The 18,770-nt window shown below is 61.6% G+C and carries 14 protein-coding genes; 10 read left to right on the forward strand and 4 right to left on the reverse strand.

Annotated features, from left to right (window positions below):
• The first annotated feature begins 62 nt into the window (after positions 1 to 62).
• The 10 genes from KW840_RS25545 to KW840_RS25590 all read left to right on the forward strand — a co-directional run bounded on the left by KW840_RS25545 (position 63) and on the right by KW840_RS25590 (position 14,848).
• Positions 63 to 1,931 carry an extracellular solute-binding protein gene (locus tag KW840_RS25545; RefSeq protein ID WP_218498183.1) on the forward strand — a complete coding sequence of 623 codons (1,869 nt, stop codon included), beginning with the start codon at positions 63 to 65 and terminating at the stop codon, positions 1,929 to 1,931.
• Positions 1,931 to 2,992, forward strand: coding sequence for a microcin C ABC transporter permease YejB (locus tag KW840_RS25550; RefSeq protein WP_057714611.1), 1,062 nt, complete (start codon positions 1,931 to 1,933; stop codon positions 2,990 to 2,992). Before KW840_RS25545 ends, KW840_RS25550 begins: the two co-directional genes overlap by 1 nt.
• Positions 2,992 to 4,014 (forward strand): ABC transporter permease, encoded by a 1,023-nt coding sequence (locus KW840_RS25555; protein WP_057714609.1) that lies wholly within the window; start codon positions 2,992 to 2,994, stop codon positions 4,012 to 4,014. The genes KW840_RS25550 and KW840_RS25555 overlap by 1 nt, the downstream gene beginning before the upstream one ends.
• 13 nt (positions 4,015 to 4,027) lie before the next feature.
• Complete coding sequence (locus KW840_RS25560; protein WP_057714606.1) at positions 4,028 to 5,605, forward strand: ABC transporter ATP-binding protein; 1,578 nt, start codon at positions 4,028 to 4,030, stop codon at positions 5,603 to 5,605.
• A 139-nt stretch (positions 5,606 to 5,744) separates the two neighbouring features.
• On the forward strand, positions 5,745 to 7,160 hold the full coding sequence (locus KW840_RS25565; protein ID WP_218498184.1) for a sigma-54-dependent Fis family transcriptional regulator: 1,416 nt from the start codon (positions 5,745 to 5,747) through the stop codon (positions 7,158 to 7,160).
• A gap of 286 nt (positions 7,161 to 7,446) precedes the next feature.
• Complete coding sequence (locus KW840_RS25570; RefSeq protein WP_090455620.1) at positions 7,447 to 8,838, forward strand: GntP family permease; 1,392 nt, start codon at positions 7,447 to 7,449, stop codon at positions 8,836 to 8,838.
• A gap of 7 nt (positions 8,839 to 8,845) precedes the next feature.
• Positions 8,846 to 9,619, forward strand: a complete 774-nt coding sequence (locus tag KW840_RS25575; protein WP_090455621.1) for a 3-hydroxybutyrate dehydrogenase — start codon at positions 8,846 to 8,848, stop codon at positions 9,617 to 9,619.
• 204 nt (positions 9,620 to 9,823) lie between these two features.
• Positions 9,824 to 11,779 (forward strand): acetoacetate--CoA ligase, encoded by a 1,956-nt coding sequence (locus KW840_RS25580; protein WP_218498185.1) that lies wholly within the window; start codon positions 9,824 to 9,826, stop codon positions 11,777 to 11,779.
• Positions 11,780 to 11,969: 190 nt separating this feature from the next.
• Complete coding sequence (locus tag KW840_RS25585; RefSeq protein ID WP_218498186.1) at positions 11,970 to 14,507, forward strand: PAS domain-containing sensor histidine kinase; 2,538 nt, start codon at positions 11,970 to 11,972, stop codon at positions 14,505 to 14,507.
• 65 nt (positions 14,508 to 14,572) lie between these two features.
• A complete protein-coding gene (locus KW840_RS25590; RefSeq protein WP_007898282.1) occupies positions 14,573 to 14,848 on the forward strand; it encodes a peptidylprolyl isomerase in 276 nt (91 codons plus the stop codon).
• A gap of 178 nt (positions 14,849 to 15,026) precedes the next feature.
• Here the strand turns inward: KW840_RS25590 and KW840_RS25595 are convergent, their stop codons facing one another.
• The 4 genes from KW840_RS25595 to KW840_RS25610 form a co-directional block, all read right to left on the reverse strand.
• Positions 15,027 to 15,962 carry a sugar kinase gene (locus KW840_RS25595; RefSeq protein WP_218498187.1) on the reverse strand — a complete coding sequence of 312 codons (936 nt, stop codon included), beginning with the start codon at positions 15,960 to 15,962 and terminating at the stop codon, positions 15,027 to 15,029.
• A 142-nt stretch (positions 15,963 to 16,104) separates the two neighbouring features.
• Entirely contained in the window at positions 16,105 to 17,322 is a 1,218-nt protein-coding gene (locus KW840_RS25600) for an amino acid deaminase (RefSeq protein ID WP_057714593.1), read from the reverse strand.
• Between the two features lie 39 nt (positions 17,323 to 17,361).
• Positions 17,362 to 18,126, reverse strand: a complete 765-nt coding sequence (locus KW840_RS25605) for an IclR family transcriptional regulator (protein ID WP_218498212.1) — start codon at positions 18,124 to 18,126, stop codon at positions 17,362 to 17,364.
• A 171-nt stretch (positions 18,127 to 18,297) separates the two neighbouring features.
• Complete coding sequence (locus KW840_RS25610; RefSeq protein ID WP_218498188.1) at positions 18,298 to 18,687, reverse strand: RidA family protein; 390 nt, start codon at positions 18,685 to 18,687, stop codon at positions 18,298 to 18,300.
• Positions 18,688 to 18,770 lie beyond the last annotated feature (83 nt).

Raw genomic sequence — 18,770 nt, forward strand, 5'->3', positions numbered from 1 at the left:
GGCGAGGGACGCGCCGCTAGCGTACAAATTGTCGTTAACGACCTCCGGCTCTAAGGCTGACAATGCGACTGGCTTTCCCTACTTTGCTGTTCACGGCCGTGGCCCTGCTGATGGGTGCCTGGGGCGTGCATGCGGCACCGCAACCGGCAATGACCGTGTACGGCGAACCGGCGAAATACCCTCCCGGCTTCAGTCATTTCGCCTACACCAACCCGCAGGCCCCCAAGGGTGGCACGATGCGGCGATCGGCGATTGAAATCGGTCAGTTCGACCATGTTTTGCCTTACATCGACAAAGGCATCGGCGTTACACAGATTGACGGCTTGATCTACTCGCCACTGGCCCAACGCTCGCTGGACGAGCCTTATACCGTTTACGGTCTGGTGGCTGAGAAGATGGAGCGTTCAGAGGACGGCCTGTCCCTACGCTTTTACCTCAACCCCAAGGCGCGTTTTGCCGATGGAAAACCGATTACCGCCCAAGACGTGCGCTACACCTTCGACCTGCTGATGACCCAGGGCAGCCTGCGCTACCGAACCCAATTCGCCGATGTCAAAAGCGTCGAAGTGGAATCGCCACTGACCATCCGCTTTGATTTCAAGAACAACGAAAATCGCACCCTGCCCCTCGATATCGCAACCTTGCCGGTGTTTCCCGAACACTGGTGGAAGAGCCGCGATTTCGCCGGTGGCGGCGGCTATGAAGCGCCGTTGGGCAGCGGCCCCTACAAAGTAGGCAAGATCGATTCGGGGCGCAGCATCACGTTCGAACGCAATCCCGACTGGTGGGGCAAGGATCTGCCGGTCAGCCGCGGCCTGTACAACTTCGATCATTTCAGCATCGAGTACTTCGGCGATACCGACGTGGCGCGCCAGGTGTTGCGCGGCGGCGCCTATGACTACAACCGGGAATTTTCCGCCACCGCTTACTCCATCGGCTACGAAAGCCCGGCCCTGAGCGATGGTCGCCTGCAAAAAGCCCACCTCGCCACAGAGGCGCCGCAACCGGCCCAGGGTTTTGTGTTCAATCTGCAAAAGCCCCTGTTCCAGGACCGTCGAGTGCGCCAGGCGCTGGTGATGCTGTGGGACTTCGAGTGGAGCAACCGGCAGATGATGCGCGACATGTACATCCGCCAGCAGAGCTTTTTTTCCAATACCGATCTCGCGGCCCGGCAACTGCCAGATGCGGGTGAGCTGGCGATTCTCGAACCGTTGCGCGGGCAGATTCCCGACGAAGTCTTCACCAAAGTGTTCGAGGCGCCGAAGACCGATGGCAGCGGCGTGATTCGCGACAAGCAGTTGCAGGCCCTGGACTTGCTCGAACAGGCTGGCTGGAAACCCGATGGCGACCAACTGGTCAATGCCCACGGCGAACCGCTGAGCTTCACGTTCCTGGTCAGTCAAAACGGCATGGACCGCCTGCTGTTGCCCTATAAACGCACGCTGAAACAGATCGGCATCGACCTGAACATCCGCCGCATCGACTCGTCCCAGTACGTCAATCGCCTGATGAGCCGCGACTACGACATGATCGTCACCGGCTACCCGGTCACCACCTCTCCGGGGGGCGAACTGGTCAATTACTTCGGTTCGGAGGCGGCCACCGACCCTGGCTCCAACAACTACATGGTGTTGCAGAACCCGGCGGTGGACACCCTGATCACCGGGCTGATCCGCGCCAATACCCAGGCTGACATGTTGCATTACGCCCATGCCCTGGACCGGGTGCTGCAATGGAATTACTACTGGATTCCCAACTATTACCCGCCGGGCACCTCAACGGTGTGGTGGAACCGCTTCGGCATCCCGAACGTGCAAGCGAGTAATGACGAAGCCATCGAGAGTTGGTGGGAGATGAGCACCACGCCATTGACCAACCAACAGATGACCGCCGAGCGTATCAGCCGAGGCAAACCCGGAGGGCCGCACTGATGTGGGCTTACATATTGCGGCGTCTGCTGCTGATCATTCCGACGCTGGTGATTATTCTCCTGGTCAACTTTGTCATCGTCCAGGCCGCGCCGGGCGGGCCGGTCGAACAGGCCATCGCGCACCTGCAAGGCATTGGCGGCGCCGCGGTTGGCGGCGGTTCCGGCGAGTCCGTGAGCGGCAAGTCCCGTGCCAGTCGCGGGCTCGACCCGCAGCTGATCAAGGACATTGAAAAACAGTACGGCTTCGACAAACCGGCCCACGAACGCCTCTGGCTAATGCTCACCAGCTACGCGCGCCTGGACTTCGGCAAAAGCTTCTTCCGCGGCGCCACCGTCACCGACCTGATCCTCGAAAAAATGCCCGTGACCATTTCCCTCGGACTCTGGGCGACGCTGATCACCTATCTGGTGTCGATTCCCCTGGGCATCCGCAAGGCCGTGCACCATGGCAGCCAATTCGACATCTGGAGCAGTACCGCGATCATCATTGGCTATGCCATGCCGGCGTTCCTGTTTGCGATGTTTCTGATCGTGATCTTTGCCGGTGGCACTTCGCTGAACTGGTTTCCGGTCCGCGGGCTGGTCTCGGACAACTTCGAATCGCTGTCGACCCTTGGCAAGGTGGCCGACTATTTCTGGCATCTGGTGTTGCCCGTGACCGCCCTGGTGATCGGCGGATTCGCCACGCTGACCATCCTGACCAAGAACTCGTTCCTCAATGAAATCACCCGCCAGTACGTGGTCACCGCCCGGGCCAAGGGCTTGAGTGAACGACGGGTGCTCTACGGGCACGTGTTCCGCAACGCCATGCTGCTGGTGGTGTCGGGCATTCCCCAGGCGTTCATCAGTGTGTTTTTTGCCGGTTCCCTGCTGATCGAGGTGATCTTCTCCCTCGACGGCCTCGGCCGCATGAGCTACGAAGCGGCAGTGTCCCGGGACTATCCGGTGGTGTTCGGCTCGCTGTTCATCTTCACCCTGTTTGGCCTTCTGATAAAACTGGTCGGCGACCTCTGCTACACCCTGGTCGACCCGCGTATCGACTTCGCCGCGAGGAACGCCTGATGCTCAAGCTTTCACCGCTGGCGCGTCGCCGCTTCGAGCGCTTCAAGAAAAACCGTCGGGGCTGGTGGTCGCTCTGGTTGTTTGTCGGCCTGTTCCTGATGACCCTGGGCGGCGAACTGATCGCAAACGACAAACCGTTAGTGGTCAGCTATCAAGGCCAGTGGTACTTCCCGGTCTTCAAGCGCCACACCGAACAGGCCTTCGGCGGGCAACTGCCGTTCCAGGCCGACTACCGCAGCGACTACGTGCAGAAACTGATCAAGAAGGATGGCGGCTGGTTGCTGTTTCCACCGATTCCGTTCAGTGACGACACCCCCAACTACGACCTGAACAAGCCTGCCCCCAGCCCACCCTCCAGCGTCAATTGGCTGGGCACCGACGACCAGGCACGGGACGTTCTGGCCCGGGTGATCTTCGGTGCCCGGGTGTCGATCCTGTTTGCCTTGATGCTGACCTTTGTCAGTGCCCTGATCGGCATCGCGGCCGGAGCCCTGCAAGGCTATTACGGCGGCTGGGTGGATTTGCTCGGCCAGCGTCTGCTGGAGGTGTGGTCCGGGTTGCCGGTGCTGTACCTGCTGATCATCCTGTCGGGCTTCGTCGAGCCGAATTTCTGGTGGCTGCTGGGAATCATGGCGCTGTTTTCATGGCTGGCCCTGGTGGACGTGGTGCGCGCCGAGTTCCTGCGCGGGCGCAACCTGGAATACGTCAAGGCCGCGCGCGCGCTGGGCCTGACCGACCGCAAAGTCATCGTGCGGCACATTCTGCCCAACGCCATGAACGCGACCTTGAGCTACTTGCCGTTCATTCTGACCGGGGCGATTTCCACCCTGACGGCGCTGGACTTCCTCGGCTTCGGCATGCCTGCCGGCAGCGCTTCCCTGGGTGAACTGATCGGTCAGGGCAAGCAAAACCTGCAAGCGCCATGGCTGGGCCTGACGGCGTTCTTCACCCTGGCGCTGATTCTTTCTTTACTGGTGTTCATTGGCGAAGCACTGCGCGACGCTTTTGACCCCCGATCTTGATGCGGATGTTGATATGACCAACCTGATCGAAATCCGTGACCTCAGCGTGGCCTTCAGTGGCCAGACCGTGGTGCGCAATCTGTGCCTGGACATCCGCCCCGGCGAATGCCTGGCGCTGGTGGGCGAATCGGGCTCGGGCAAGTCGGTGACGGCCCACTCGATCCTGCAACTGCTGCCGCAAACCGATACCGAGACGACAGGCAGCATCCGCTATCGCGGCCAGGAACTGGTGGGCGCCGATGCCGGCAAGTTGCGCAAACTGCGCGGCAATCGCATCGCGATGATCTTCCAGGAGCCGATGACCTCCCTCAACCCGCTGCACAGCATCGAAAAACAGATCGGTGAAACCTTGCTGGTGCACAAAGGCCTGGCGGGCAAGGCGGCGCAAGCGCGGATCCTCGAATTGTTGCATCTGGTAGGCATCCAGAAACCCGAAGAGCGCCTCAAGGCCTATCCCCATCAATTGTCTGGCGGGCAGCGCCAACGGGTGATGATCGCCATGGCCCTGGCGTGTGAACCGGAACTGCTGATTGCCGACGAACCGACCACCGCGCTGGATGTGACGGTGCAGCGCAAAATCCTGCTGCTGCTCAAATCCCTCCAACAGCGGCTGGGCATGTCGCTGCTACTGATCAGCCATGACCTCAATCTGGTGCGCAGCATCGCCCAGCGCGTGTGCGTTATGAAGGCCGGGGAAATCGTCGAGCAGGCGCCGTGCGAAACCCTGTTCACCGAACCCAGGCACCCTTATAGCTGCATACTGCTGCACGCCGAACCCGAGGGCGAAGCCTTGCCCCGGGACGAGCGCGAAAACGTACTGGAGGTGGACAACCTGCAGGTGCGGTTTCCCGTCGGTGGTGGCCTGTTTCAGCGCAAGACCTGGCTGCGTGCAGTGGATGGCATCAGCCTGAATATCCAACGCGGCAAGACCCTGGGCATCGTCGGCGAGTCCGGTTCGGGAAAGTCCACCCTTGGCCAGGCGATCCTGCGTTTGCTCGACTCCGAAGGCGGTATTCGCTTTCAAGGCCAGGCGCTGGACGGCCTGACGCAAAAACAGCTACGGCCGTGGCGCAAGAAGATGCAGGTGGTGTTCCAGGACCCTTTCGGCAGCCTCAGCCCGCGAATGTCGGTCGCGCAGATCATCAGCGAAGGCCTGGAGGTGCACAGCCAGTTGAGCACTGAAGAGTGCAATGCCGAAGTGATCCGGGCACTGAACGAAGTCGGCCTTGACCCCCAAAGTCGCCATCGCTATCCCCACGAGTTCTCTGGCGGGCAGCGTCAACGTATCGCCATCGCCCGGGCGCTGGTGCTGAAACCGGCACTGATCCTGCTCGACGAACCAACCTCGGCGCTGGACCGCACGGTGCAAAAACAAGTGGTCGCCCTGCTCCGTCAGCTTCAGGAAAAGTACGGATTGACCTATCTGTTCATCAGTCATGATCTGGCAGTGGTGCGCGCCCTGGCCCACGACATGATCGTGATCAAGGACGGAAAAGTGGTGGAACGCGGCGCCAGCCATGAGGTGTTTGACTCACCGCAGCATCCGTACACCAAGGAGCTATTGGCGGCGGCGATGTTGGGGCAGGCATAATCTGACTGTTAGACCGCGTTGCGGCCTTCGCGAGCAAGCCCGCTCCCACAGTTGATCGGTGTCGTTCACAGATCCCATGTGGGAGCGGGCTTGCTCGCGAAGGGGCCGCCACAGGCAATAAATCATCAGGATCAAACCCATGAACACCACCGAAAGCCTCAAGGACTACCAGCGCGTTCGCTTGCTGGCGATCCGTTCGCTGTTCGAAATCATCGAACAATCAAGCGAGGGCACGGTGATTGTCGACCGCGATGCCAACATCGTCTGGATGAATGAGCGGTATGCCCGGCGCTTCGGCCTGCCATCGGCCGAAGTCGCGATCGGCAAGCCCTGCGAAAGCGTGATCCCCGGCAGCCTGCTGCGTGAGGTGGTGCGCACCGGCCGGCCGATTCTGCTGGATATGCAAGACACCTCCAAAGAACCGCTGGTGGTCATGCGCCTGCCGATTCATGACGATGCCGGCGTAGTCATCGGCGCCATCGGTTTCGCCCTGTTCGACGAGTTGCGCAGCCTGTCGCCGATGCTCAAGCGCTACATGAGCATGCAGGAAGAACTGGCCTCCACCCGCTCGCTGCTGCGGGCGCGGCAGACCAGATACAACTTCGCCCACTTCATCGGCACCAGCGCCGCCAGCCTGGAAGTCAAACGCCGCGCCCGGCGCAGTGCGAGCACCGAATCGCCGGTGCTGCTGCTCGGCGAGACCGGTACCGGCAAAGAGTTGCTGGCCCAGGCGATCCACAACGCCTCGCCCCGCGCGCACAAGGCGTTTGTCAGTATCAACAGCGCGGCGATTCCCGAATCGCTGCTGGAGGCTGAATTCTTTGGCACCGCCCCCGGCGCGTTTACCGGTGCCGACCGCAAGGGCCGCGCCGGCAAATTGCAGATCGCTCAGGGCGGCACGCTGTTCCTCGACGAAATCGGCGACATGCCGCTGCCCCTGCAAAGCAAACTGCTGCGTGTGCTGCAGGAAAAGGAATTCGAGCCGGTGGGCTCCAACGAAGTGATCCAGAGCGATGTGCGGGTGATCGCCGCGACCTCTACGGACCTGGAAGCCGCGATCAAGCGCGGCGAATTCCGCGCCGACTTGTACTACCGGCTCAACGTGCTGCCGATCCAGGTTCCGCCCCTGCGTGACCGCCTCGATGACGTGCCGGCGCTCAGTGAGGCCATTCTCGAAGAACTGCGCAGCCAGCATGAATTGCACCACGAAGCCCTGGAACTTCTGGGGCAACACGCCTGGCCGGGGAACATCCGGGAGCTGCGCAATGTGCTGGAGCGGGCCGCGCTGCTCAGTGATGATTTGCGCCTGACGGTGGCGGACATCCGCGGGGCGATCGGTACATTCATACCGGTGGAACGCGTGGCGCCCTTGACCATTGAACCGCTTGCCCACGAGACGTTCAGTGTGGCGCGGGAGCGATTTGATCGGCAATTGATCGAAACCACCCTCGCGCAATGCGGGGGCAAGGTGCCTGATGCAGCGGCACGGCTGGGGCTTGGGCGGTCGACGCTGTACAAGAAAATGGCGGCACTGGGGATTGCAGAGTCTCAATAAAGAGACATTAGTCTCAATTTCTAGACAAACCATCGCGTGCAAGCTCGCTCCTACAGTAGACCGCGTTCTACTGAACTACTCCGTCCCACTGTGGGAGCGAGCTTGCTCGCGATGAGGCCAGCACCATCGCCAAAAGTCTCGAATTAGAGACAAAGCATTCGAACTCAACCCTCAAAAATCAAATATATCCTTATATTTCAATAACTTAGTAAGATGGCACAAAACTCGCTATACGCCTCTCCCACCAGGCTTCACCCAACAAAAATAACAACCCAGGAGACACACCATGAGTGTGATCATTGCCTTGGCAGCCCTCGCGCTGCTGATGCTGGCTGCCTACCGTGGCTACAGCGTTATCCTTTTTGCCCCGATTGCCGCCCTCGGCGCTGTCCTGCTGACTGACCCGTCTGCCGTCGCCCCCGCTTTCACCGGGGTGTTCATGGAAAAAATGGTCGGCTTCATCAAGCTGTATTTCCCGGTGTTCCTGCTCGGCGCGGTGTTCGGCAAGCTGATCGAACTGTCCGGTTTCTCGCGCTCCATCGTCGCGGCAGCCATTCGCCTGCTCGGCACCCGCCAGGCGATGCTGGTGATCGTGCTGGTCTGCGCCTTGCTGACCTACGGCGGCGTATCGTTGTTTGTGGTGGTGTTCGCGGTCTATCCGTTTGCCGCTGAAATGTTCCGCCAGAGCAACATCCCCAAGCGGCTGATCCCGGCGACCATTGCGCTGGGCGCCTTCTCGTTCACCATGGACGCCCTGCCCGGCACGCCACAAATCCAGAACATCATCCCCAGCACCTTCTTCAACACCACCGCCTGGGCGGCGCCGTGGCTGGGCGTGATCGGCACGATCTTCGTGTTCTGCGCCGGCATGCTGTTTCTCCAGCGCCAGCGCAACAAGGCCCAGCGTACCGGTGAAGGCTATGGTTCGGACCTGCGCAACGAGCCGGAAACCGCCCCCGACCTGAAACTGCCCAACCCGTGGCTGGCGCTGTCGCCACTGCTGGCGGTGGGCATCATGAACCTGCTGTTCACCCACTGGATTCCACAGGTATACGGCAAGACCCACAGCCTCGCGCTGCCGGGCATGGCCACGCCGGTGACCACGGAAATCGCCAAGCTCACGGCGATCTGGGCGGTACAGGCAGCCTTGCTGGTCGGCATCCTCATGGTGCTGGTGTTCGGCTACAAGGCGATCAGCCGCAAGCTGGCCGAAGGCAGTAAAAGTGCGGTCAGCGGTGCCTTGCTGGCGGCGATGAATACGGCCTCGGAATATGGTTTCGGCGCGGTGATCGCGTCCCTGCCGGGTTTCCTGGTACTGGCCGACTGGCTCAAGAGCATTCCCAACCCACTGGTCAACGAAGCGATTACCGTGACCCTGCTGGCCGGCATCACCGGTTCCGCCTCGGGCGGCATGAGCATCGCGCTGGCGGCAATGTCCGAGCAGTTCATCAGCGCAGCCCATGCGGCGAACATTCCGCTGGAAGTGCTGCACCGGGTCGCCGCGATGGCCAGCGGCGGCATGGACACCCTGCCGCACAACGGCGCGGTGATTACCCTGCTGGCGGTCACCGGGCTGACCCACCGCGAGGCTTACAAAGATATTTTCTGTATTACGCTGATCAAGACCCTGGCGGTTTTTGTGGTGATCGGCACTTTCTACGCCACTGGCATTGTGTGAGGTATTCATGACGACTCTTTCGGGCAAGACCGCACTGGTTACCGGTTCCACCAGCGGCATCGGCCTTGGGATCGCCCTCAGCCTGGCCAAGGCCGGGGCCAACCTGATCCTCAACGGCTTTGGCGATGCCTCCCAAGTGATCGCCCAGGTGCAACAGTTCGGGGGCAAGGTCGGCCATCACCCGGCCGATGTCAGCGATCCGGCGCAAATTGCCGACATGATTGCCTACGCCGAGCGCGAGTTCGGCGGCGTCGACATCCTGGTCAACAACGCTGGCATTCAACACGTGGCAGCAGTGGATGAGTTTCCGGTGGAGCGCTGGGATTCGATCATCGCCATCAACCTGTCGTCGGTGTTCCACAGCACCCGCTTGAGCCTGCCGGGCATGCGCGCCAAGGGCTGGGGCCGGGTGATCAACATTGCCTCGGTGCATGGTCTGGTCGGTTCGGTGGGCAAGTCAGCCTATGTCGCCGCCAAGCATGGGGTGATCGGCTTGACCAAAGTGGTCGCGCTGGAAACCGCAACCACCCAGGTCACCTGCAACGCGATCTGCCCAGGCTGGGTATTGACGCCGCTGGTGCAAAAGCAGATTGATGATCGTGCCGCCAGTGGAGTTGACCCGCAGCAGGCGCAGCACGATTTGCTCGCTGAAAAGCAGCCATCGCTGGAATTCGTGACACCGCCGCAACTGGGGGAACTGGTTTTGTTCCTGTGCAGCGAAGCCGGCAGCCAGGTGCGGGGCGCGGCGTGGAATGTTGATGGTGGGTGGTTGGCGCAGTGACTGGCTGATAGACCCTTGTGGCGAGGGGGCTTGCCCCGTTGGGTGGCGAAGCCGCCCCAAAAACTCACAGACGATTCAGGTTGTCTGATTCACGACTGCTTCGCAGCCGAACGGGGGCAAGCCCCCTCGCCACACAAGCTCCCTCGCCACAAAAGCCGGCTCCACATCAGCCTGTGTGAAGGCATAAAAAAGAAGAGGCAAACCATGTCCGACATCCTCTGGCAACCCGACGCCAAACGCATTGGCAAGACCCGCATGGAAGCCTTTCGGCGCTTCATCAATCAGCGACACCACCTCAAGATCGACGACTACCCTGCCCTGCACCGATGGTCCATCGATCAGCGCCCGGACTTCTGGCAGACCATCGTCGATTTCTTCGACATCCGCTTCCACGAGCAGCCCGACGCCGTGCTGCTCGAAGGCCCGCGGATGCCCAGCGCCCAATGGTTCCCCGGTGCAACGCTGAACTTTGCCGAACACCTGCTACAGCGTCGCGACGATGCGATCGCCGTGATAGCCGTCGGCGAAAACGGTCAGCGTGAACATTTGACCTGGGCTGAACTCGCCGAGCAGGTCGCCGGTTTTCAGAATGGCTTGATCGCCGCCGGCGTCGGTGTGGGTGACCGGGTCGCCGCGTGCATGCCCAACACCTGGCAGACCCTGGTGGCCATGCTCGCCACCACCAGCCTTGGCGCTATCTGGTCCTGCTCCTCACCGGACTTCGGCACCCAAGGGGTGGTTGACCGTTTCGGTCAGATCGAACCGAAAGTACTGGTGACCTGCGCTGGCTACCGCTATGCCGGCAAGGAGATAGACCAGACCGCCAAGGTCAACGAGATCCTCCAGCGTCTGCCTTCGCTGCAACAGCTGATCGTCGTGCCTTACGCTCGGCCACAGGCGCACATCGAAGAATTCCACACCCAGGCCAACTTGACGCTGTGGGACGATTTCTACGAACCCGGCGGCGAGCCGGATTTCGTCCCCGTGCCCTTCGCCCATCCGCTGTACATCCTCTACTCCAGCGGCACCACCGGCGTGCCCAAATGCATCATCCACAGCACCGGCGGCGTGTTGCTGCAACACGTCAAGGAACACGGCCTGCATGGCGATCTAGGCCCCGGTGAACGGCTGTTCTACTACACCACCTGCGGCTGGATGATGTGGAACTGGTTGGTGTCGGCACTGGCCACAGGCAGTTCCGTGGTGCTGTACGATGGCTCACCGTTCCAGCCCGAGCCACAACGCTTGATCGACCTGATCGACGACGAATGCATCAGCGTCTTCGGCACCAGTCCCAAATACCTCGCAACCCTGGAAAGCAGCGGTATCAAGCCCCGTGAAAGTCATGACCTGAGCAGCCTCAAGACGTTGCTTTGCACCGGCTCGGCGCTGTCGCCGCACAGTTACGACTTCGTCTATCGCGACTTCAAGGCTGACGTGTGCCTGGCTTCGATGTCCGGCGGCACCGACATCGTCTCGTGCTTCGTCAACGGCAACCCGATGTCGCCCGTGCGGCGCGGCGAAATCATGGGCAAGAGCCTGGGCATGGCCGTTGAAGTGTGGAACGACGAAGGCCACCCGGTGATCGGTGAAAAAGGCGAACTGGTCTGCACCCGGCATTTCCCGGCGATGCCCATTGGCCTGTGGAACGATCCTGATGGCGAAAAACTGCACAAATCCTATTTCAGCCTGTTCCCCGGCGTCTGGGCCCAAGGTGATTACGCCGAACAACTGCCCCATGGCGGGATGATGATCCACGGACGCTCCGATGCCGTGCTCAACCCCGGCGGCGTGCGCATCGGCACGGCGGAAATCTATCGCCAGGTGGAGAAAGTTCCCCAGGTGCTCGACTGCGTGGCGATCGGTCAGCAGTGGCAGGACGACGTGCGGGTGGTGCTGTTCGTGCGCTTGCGCGACGGGCTCGAACTGGACGAGGCCCTGCAACAGCAGATCCGCCAGGTGATTCGCGCCAATACCACGCCGCGTCATGTGCCGGCGAAGATTGTGGCAGTGACGGACATTCCCCGGACCATCAGCGGCAAGGTCGTTGAGCTGGCGGTGCGCAATGTGGTGCATGGGCAGAAAGTGAAGAACACTGATGCCTTGGCCAATCCCGAGGCGCTGGAGCAATTTCGTGACCGGCCCGAACTGATGGATTGAAATGGGATTACCTGTGGGAGCGAGCTTGCTCGCGATAGCGGAGTGTCAGTTGACATCAATGCAACGTGACCCGACGCCATCGCGAGCAAGCTCGCTCCCACAGTAACCGCTCAAGCCTTCGAATCAACCTGCACCTATCACCTGTGCAAGAATAGTCCCAGCCAAAGCGACTCATGTGCAGGACTCCTTGATGAACGCAATACCAACCGCCAGCGATGCCCAGGCCTTGATCGCCCGAATCGACTGGGCAAGCAGCCCGCTGGGCGCTGCCAGCACTTGGCCACAAAGCCTGCGAACCGCCGTGGACATCGTCATTCATTCACCGATGCCGATGCTGCTGTTATGGGGCCCGCAACTGACGCAAATCTACAACGACGGCTTCGCCCTGCTCGCCGGGAGCAAGCATCCGCACGCTTTCGGACAACCGACACACCTGATCTGGCCCGAGTTGCAAGACTTCACCGACCCGATCTACAGCGCCGTCCTGCAAGGTCAGGTGCGAACCTACAGCGAGCAGCGCTTTACCCTGCAACGCGGGGGCCGGGAGTCTGACTTCTGGCTCGACCTGACCTACAGCCCGATCCGCGACGAAGGTGCCCAGGTGTCCGGGATCCTGGTCACCGCCATCGAAACCAACGAACGCCGGCGCATCGCCCTCGAACTCGAACAGCGCTCGGCGGCCAGCCTCAAGGCCCAGCGTGAAACCGAGGAACGCCTGCAACTGGCCCTCGCCGCCACCGATGCGGTCGGTACCTGGGACTGGGACATCAGCGAGGACCGCTTCATCGCCGATGCGCATTTTGCCCAACTGCATGGCATCGACCCGGCCATGGCCAGTCAATTGCCGATCAGTGAATACCTGCACGGCGTACACCCCGAAGACCGCGCCCTGATCGCCCGCAGCATCAAGCATTGCATCACCCATGGCACCGAATACGCCGAGGAGTATCGCCTGCTGCAAACCGACGGCCAGATGCGCTGGGTATTTGCCCGCGGTCGCTGCTACAAGGATCACCATGGCCGGCCAGTGCGCTTCCTCGGCGCCGCCCTGGACCTGACCGAGCGCAAACACACCGAACAGGCCCTGCGCCAGAGCCAGACCGAGCTGCAACTGATCATCAACGCCATGCCGGTCCTGATCAGCTACGTCGACCGCGAAGAACGCTTTCGCCTGAACAATGCGGCGTACCTCGACTGGTACGGGCTGACGCCGCAAGAGCTTTACGGGCGAACCATTCTTGAAGTGCTCGGCGAAGAAGCCTATGCGCTGCGCGCTCCGCACATCAAGGAAGCGCTGTCCGGCCGGCCGTGCTGTTTCAGCATCAGCACGCCACACCGCGACGGCAGCATCCGCCAGGCCTTGATGAATTACCTGCCACGCCACGGCGCGGATGGCGCCGTGAACGGTTTCTACATCTTTGTGATCGACGAAACCGAGCGCAAAAAGACCGAAGAAGCCCTGCGTAACCTCAACGAAACCCTTGAAGAACGGGTTGCCGCCCGCACCCGCCAACTGGCCGAAGCCAACGAGCGCCTGCAAAACGAGATGTTCGAGCGCGAACGTGCCGAAGACGCCTTGCGCCATGCGCAGAAAATGGAAGCGGTCGGCCAGCTTACCGGCGGCATCGCCCATGACTTCAACAACATGCTCACCGGTATCATCGGCAGCCTCGACCTGATGCAACGCTACATTGCCGACGGCCGCGCCAGCGAGATCGGTCGATTCACCGAAGCGGCCGTGTCCTCGGCCAACCGCGCCGCCGCCCTCACCCATCGCCTGCTGGCGTTCTCCCGCCGCCAATCACTCAATCGCAAGCCGCTCAACCCCAACGAGCTGATCCACTCTCTGGAAGACTTGTTCAGGCGCACCAAGGGCGACCATATCGAGCTCGACCTGCAACTGGCCGAGAACATCTGGCGGGTCAACACCGATGTCAGCCAACTGGAAAACGCCCTGCTCAACCTGGTGATCAACGCCCGAGACGCCATGCCCGATGGCGGCGAGTTGCAGATCGAAACGGCCAACGTGTACCTCGACGGCAGTGACATGACGACCCTGGAACCGGTCAAGGCCGGTGACTACGTGATGATTGCCGTCAGCGACAACGGCACCGGCATGACGCCCTCGGTGCTGGCCAAGGCATTCGACCCGTTCTTCACCACCAAGCCCATCGGCCAGGGCACCGGTTTGGGCTTGTCGATGATTTACGGTTTCGCCCAGCAATCGGGGGGCCACGTCACTCTGTTCAGCCTGCCGGGACGGGGCACCAGCGTGCGTTTGTACCTTCCGCGCCTGCATTCGACCGAGTCGGAAAAAGTTTTGTCGCCCGTCATCGGCGAGGCACCGGCGGCCATTGCCGGCGAAACCGTGATGCTGGTCGAGGACGATGCGGCGGTGCGCATGCTGGTATTGGACCTGCTCAATGAGCTCGGTTACCGAGCCCATGAAGCCGAAGATGCCAAGGGCGCCCTGCCGCTGCTGGAGTCGGACCTGCGGGTGGACCTGCTGGTGACGGACGTCGGGTTGCCGGGCATGAACGGCCGCCAACTGGCGGAAATCGCCCGTCAGCATCGTCCCGAACTGAAAGTGCTGTTCATGACCGGTTACGCCGAGATCGCCGCCGAGCGCCAGGGTTTTCTCGAAGAGGGCATGGACATGGTGGCCAAGCCGTTTTCCATCGATCTGCTGGCCAACAAGATTCGCACGATGATCAGTCAATCGGACTGAGTTGAGGCATAATCGCGCGCCCCCACTGCCGCCCACATAGCCACCACCGTTGCAAGGTACCGCCAATGAAAGCTCAAGCCCGCCATATTCTGGTGAAAACCTCGGAAGAAGCCGAGCAGCTCAAACAACGCATCGCCAAGGGCGAAGCGTTCGACGTGCTGGCCAAGAAGTATTCGACCTGCCCATCGGGCAAACGCGGCGGCGATCTCGGTGAAGTGCGGCCGGGACAGATGGTCGGCGTGATTGATGCGGTGATCTTCAAGAAACCGCTGCGGGTGGTGCATGGGCCGATCAAGAGCAAGTTCGGGTATCACCTGGTGCAGGTGTTTTACCGGGATTGAGTGGCTGGTCAGGCCCCTGTGGCGAGGGGGCTTGCCCCCGTTCGAGTGCGCAGCACTCGTGAGTTCGCTGCACTCGGCATGTCAGATAAATCCGGTAGACAGGGTTTGGGGCTGCTTCGCAGCCCAACGGGGGCAAGCCCCCTCGCCACAAAGCCCCCCTCGCCCCAGTTAATGCATTTCAATCTCTGGGAATCAGCGCCCCCGGCACCTGAATCACCCGGCTCGCCAACCGATGCCCGGCCTCGGCGGCTTGCGAAGGGCTGCCGCCCTTGAGCCGCGAAGCCAGATACGCCGCGCTGAACGAATCCCCCGCCGCCGTGGTGTCCACCACCCGCTCGACCTTCTGCGCGGGCACTTCGAACGACTCTCCATCACAACGAATCAGGCACGCTTGTGCGCCGCGCTTGAGCACCACTTCCGGCGTACCGATCTGCTCATACGCGGCAAACACCGCGTCACCATCGGCATAACCAAACAACGCCTGTTCGTCATCCACCGTCAGCAACGCCAGGTCGACATACGCCAGCACACTGCGATATGCCGCCCGGGCGTCCTCGACCGATGCCCACAGCCGTGGCCGGTAGTTGTTGTCGAACACGATTCGCGCATCGCGCTGGCGGGCTTCGATCAGGGTTTCCAGCAGTTTTTCCCGACCTTGCGCACCGAGTACCGCCAGGGTGATGCCGCTGAAGTACAGCACATCATAATCCGGCAGCGCGGCGAGAATCGGCGCGGCGGCCGGGGTGGTGAAGCAATCGCGGACGGCCGCTTCGTTGCGCCAGTACAGGAAGCGTCGCTCACCGGCAGCGTCAGTCTGGATGCAATACAAACCCGGCAGGCGTCCGGGCAGACGCTGGACCATGGCGAGCCCGATATTTTCCGCCGCCCAACTCTGGCACATCGCGTCGCTGAAACTGTCATCGCCCAGGGCGGTGACGTAGTCCACGGAGCCGTCCTCTCCCAGTTCCCGGGACAGGTACACGGCCGTGTTCAATGTATCGCCGCCGAAGCTCTGTTGCAGGCTGCCGTCGGCGCGATGCTGCAACTCGATCATGCACTCGCCGATCAGGGCGATGCGTGGAGTGTTGGGGCCCAGGGTGTTGATGGTGTTCATTGTTGTGGGGTCTCTGGTGTTTCGGTGTTGTCTGGTCGGCCGCCATCGCGAGCAAGCTCGCTCCCACAGGGATTTTGTAAACGCCATAGATCCAATGTGGGAGCGAGCTTGCTCGCGATGGCCGCAACTCGATCTCAAACCCTTAGAAACAGGTTTCCATCGTCTCGATGACGTTCAGTTGCTCATCCACCAGGCACCCGACACGCCACTTGTCGAACGTCAGGCACGGGTGCGAAGTGCCAAACGAAATGATGTCGCCCACCCGCAGATCAACCCCCGGTGCCACGGTCATGAACGCATGCTGGTCCATCACCGCAGTCACCTTGCAGACGCTCACATCATCGCCTTCGGCCGGTACGACGCCCGCCTTGTAGCGCAGCAATGGCACCGGCAAACCGGCGTCGTAGGCCACGTCGCGCTTGCCCAGGGCAATCACCGCAAACCCCGGCTCCGGCAGCGACTGCACGTGCGCCCACACCTCCAGCGCCGGACGCAGGCCTTCGTGCAGGTCGCTGCGACGGTCGAGCACGCAGCACTGCGCTTCCTTGTAGATGCCATGATCATGGGCCACGTAACTGCCGGGACGCAGAACACTGAGGAAACGCCCGGCGGCGTTCTGTGCTTCAAACGACTCGGCAATCAGGTCATACCAGGCCGAACCCGACGCGGTGATGATCGGCTTGGGGATGGCGAAGGCACCGCTGTCTTGCAACTGCACCGCCAGACGCACCAGTGATGCGGCGAAATCGCGGATACCGGTCACTGCGTGATCGCCGTGGATCACCCCTTCGTAGCCTTCGATCCCGGTCAGGGCCAGCGCCGGTTGCGCGGCGATGGCCTTGGCCAGGTCGAGCACTTGCTGCTCGCTGCGGCAACCGCAGCGACCACCGACCACGCCGTATTCGATCATGACGTTCAAACGCACGCCACGGGAGGCGAAATAGGCGCCGAGGTCGGCGACGTTGTCCGGGTGATCGACCATGCAATAGAAGTCGAACGTCGGGTCGGCCAGCAGGTCGGCAATCAGCGCCATGTTCGGCGTACCGACCAACTGGTTGGCCATCAGCACCCGGCGCACACCATGAGCGTAGGCCGCACGGGTTTGGGTGGCGCTGGCCAGGGTGATGCCCCAGGCACCGGCGTCCAGTTGGCGCCGGAACAGCGCCGGGGTCATGCTGGTTTTGCCATGGGGCGCGAGTTCCGCTCCGCTGTCGCTGACGAACGCCTGCATCCAGCGAATGTTGTGTTCCAGCGCCTCGCGGTGCAGTACCAGCGCAGGCAGGCTGACGTCACGCACCAGGCTGGCGCCCTTGGGTGCGGTGCCTTTTTCCACGGCGGCAGTATTGGGGGCAGAAGACATGGTCGAACTCCTCGTTCACGCGGCCGCAGGCAGCCACTGTTATTCGTTGATGCGACGGGCCAGGCTATTGGCGCTTTCGATCAGCACCCGGCGGTAGTCGTTGTAGTTGTTCTTGGCATCGGCCCGGGGGGCGACGATGCACAGGGTCGCGATGGCCACGCCGTTGGGGTCTTTGACCGGTGCGGCGAAGCAATGGGTAAAGGTGTCGGCGACGCTATCGAAGGAAAAGAAACCATCGATACCGGCCTGACGGATTTCCTTGAGAAACTGCGCAAGTTCCAAGCGTTCGCCGTTGGGCAGGATGAAGTCGTCGCGGTCGATCAGGTCGACGATTGCCTGGTCGCTCAGGTGCGCCAGCAGCAAGCGCCCGGATGCGGTCCAGGGGATGGGCGCGTTTTCACCGATGTCCGAGGAAATGCGGAAATGCCGCTCCCCCTCCTTCATCAGCGCAACGGTGTACTTGCGCCCGTTGAGCAGGCACATCTGCGCCGTTTCACGGGTCTGGCTGACGATTTCCTGCAAGGCGTGATCGGCCTCGCGAGTCAGGTCGAAATGTCGCAGGTGTGCCTGCCCGAGAAAGTATAACTGGCGACCGAGGTAGACATGACCGTCCTTGCCCACCGGCTCCAGGATGCGTCGTTCCAGCAGCGAGGCCACCAGTTCGTAGACCGTGGATTTGGGGCTGCCGATGCCGCTGGCGATGTCGTTCGGACGCAGGGGCTGGCCGATCTCCTTGAGGAAATCGAGGATATCGAACGCCCGGTCCAGCCCGCGTGCCCGGCGCTTGATGGTGTCTTCGGTCATTTCAGTGGTTCCCATTCATGGTCGCCTGGAGTTTACCCAGTGTGCCGCGCTCACCGTTAGGCCGCCTTCGCGGGCAAGCCCGCTCCCACAGGCAATGGTGGTGTGTCTGCAATCTGTGGCAGCACACAAACCTGTGGGAGCGTGGCTTGCCCGCGATGGGCGCGACTCGGTTCAAGCCTTTTTCTTGTACGCAATGCAGTCGATCTCGATCTTGCAGTCGACCATCATGTTCGCCTGCACGCAGGCCCGCGCCGGGGCATGTTCAGGCTTGAAGTACTCGGAGAACACCTTGTTGAAGCTCCAGAAATCCCGCGGGTCTTCCAGCCACACGCCAGTGCGCACCACGTCTTCGAGGCCATAACCGGCCTCTTCAAGGATAGCGATCAGGTTCTTCATGGTCTGGTGAGTCTGCTCGACGATACCACCGACAATGATCTCGCCATCCAGCGCCGGCACCTGGCCGGACACGTGCAGCCAGCCATCGGCTTCGACAGCGCGGGCGAATGGACGAGGCTGACCGCCGCCGGCGGTGCTGCCGGTGCCGTAACGAGTAATGCTCATGGGTGTTTCTCCTGACTGGAAGTTATTGTTCCGCTATAACGGAATTAATTGTGCAATAACGGAATAAGCGGCAGAAAGTGTGC

Origin of the sequence: Pseudomonas sp. PDM30, from assembly GCF_019218985.1 — a bacterium.
Taxonomy (GTDB): Bacteria; Pseudomonadota; Gammaproteobacteria; order Pseudomonadales; family Pseudomonadaceae; genus Aquipseudomonas; species Aquipseudomonas jessenii.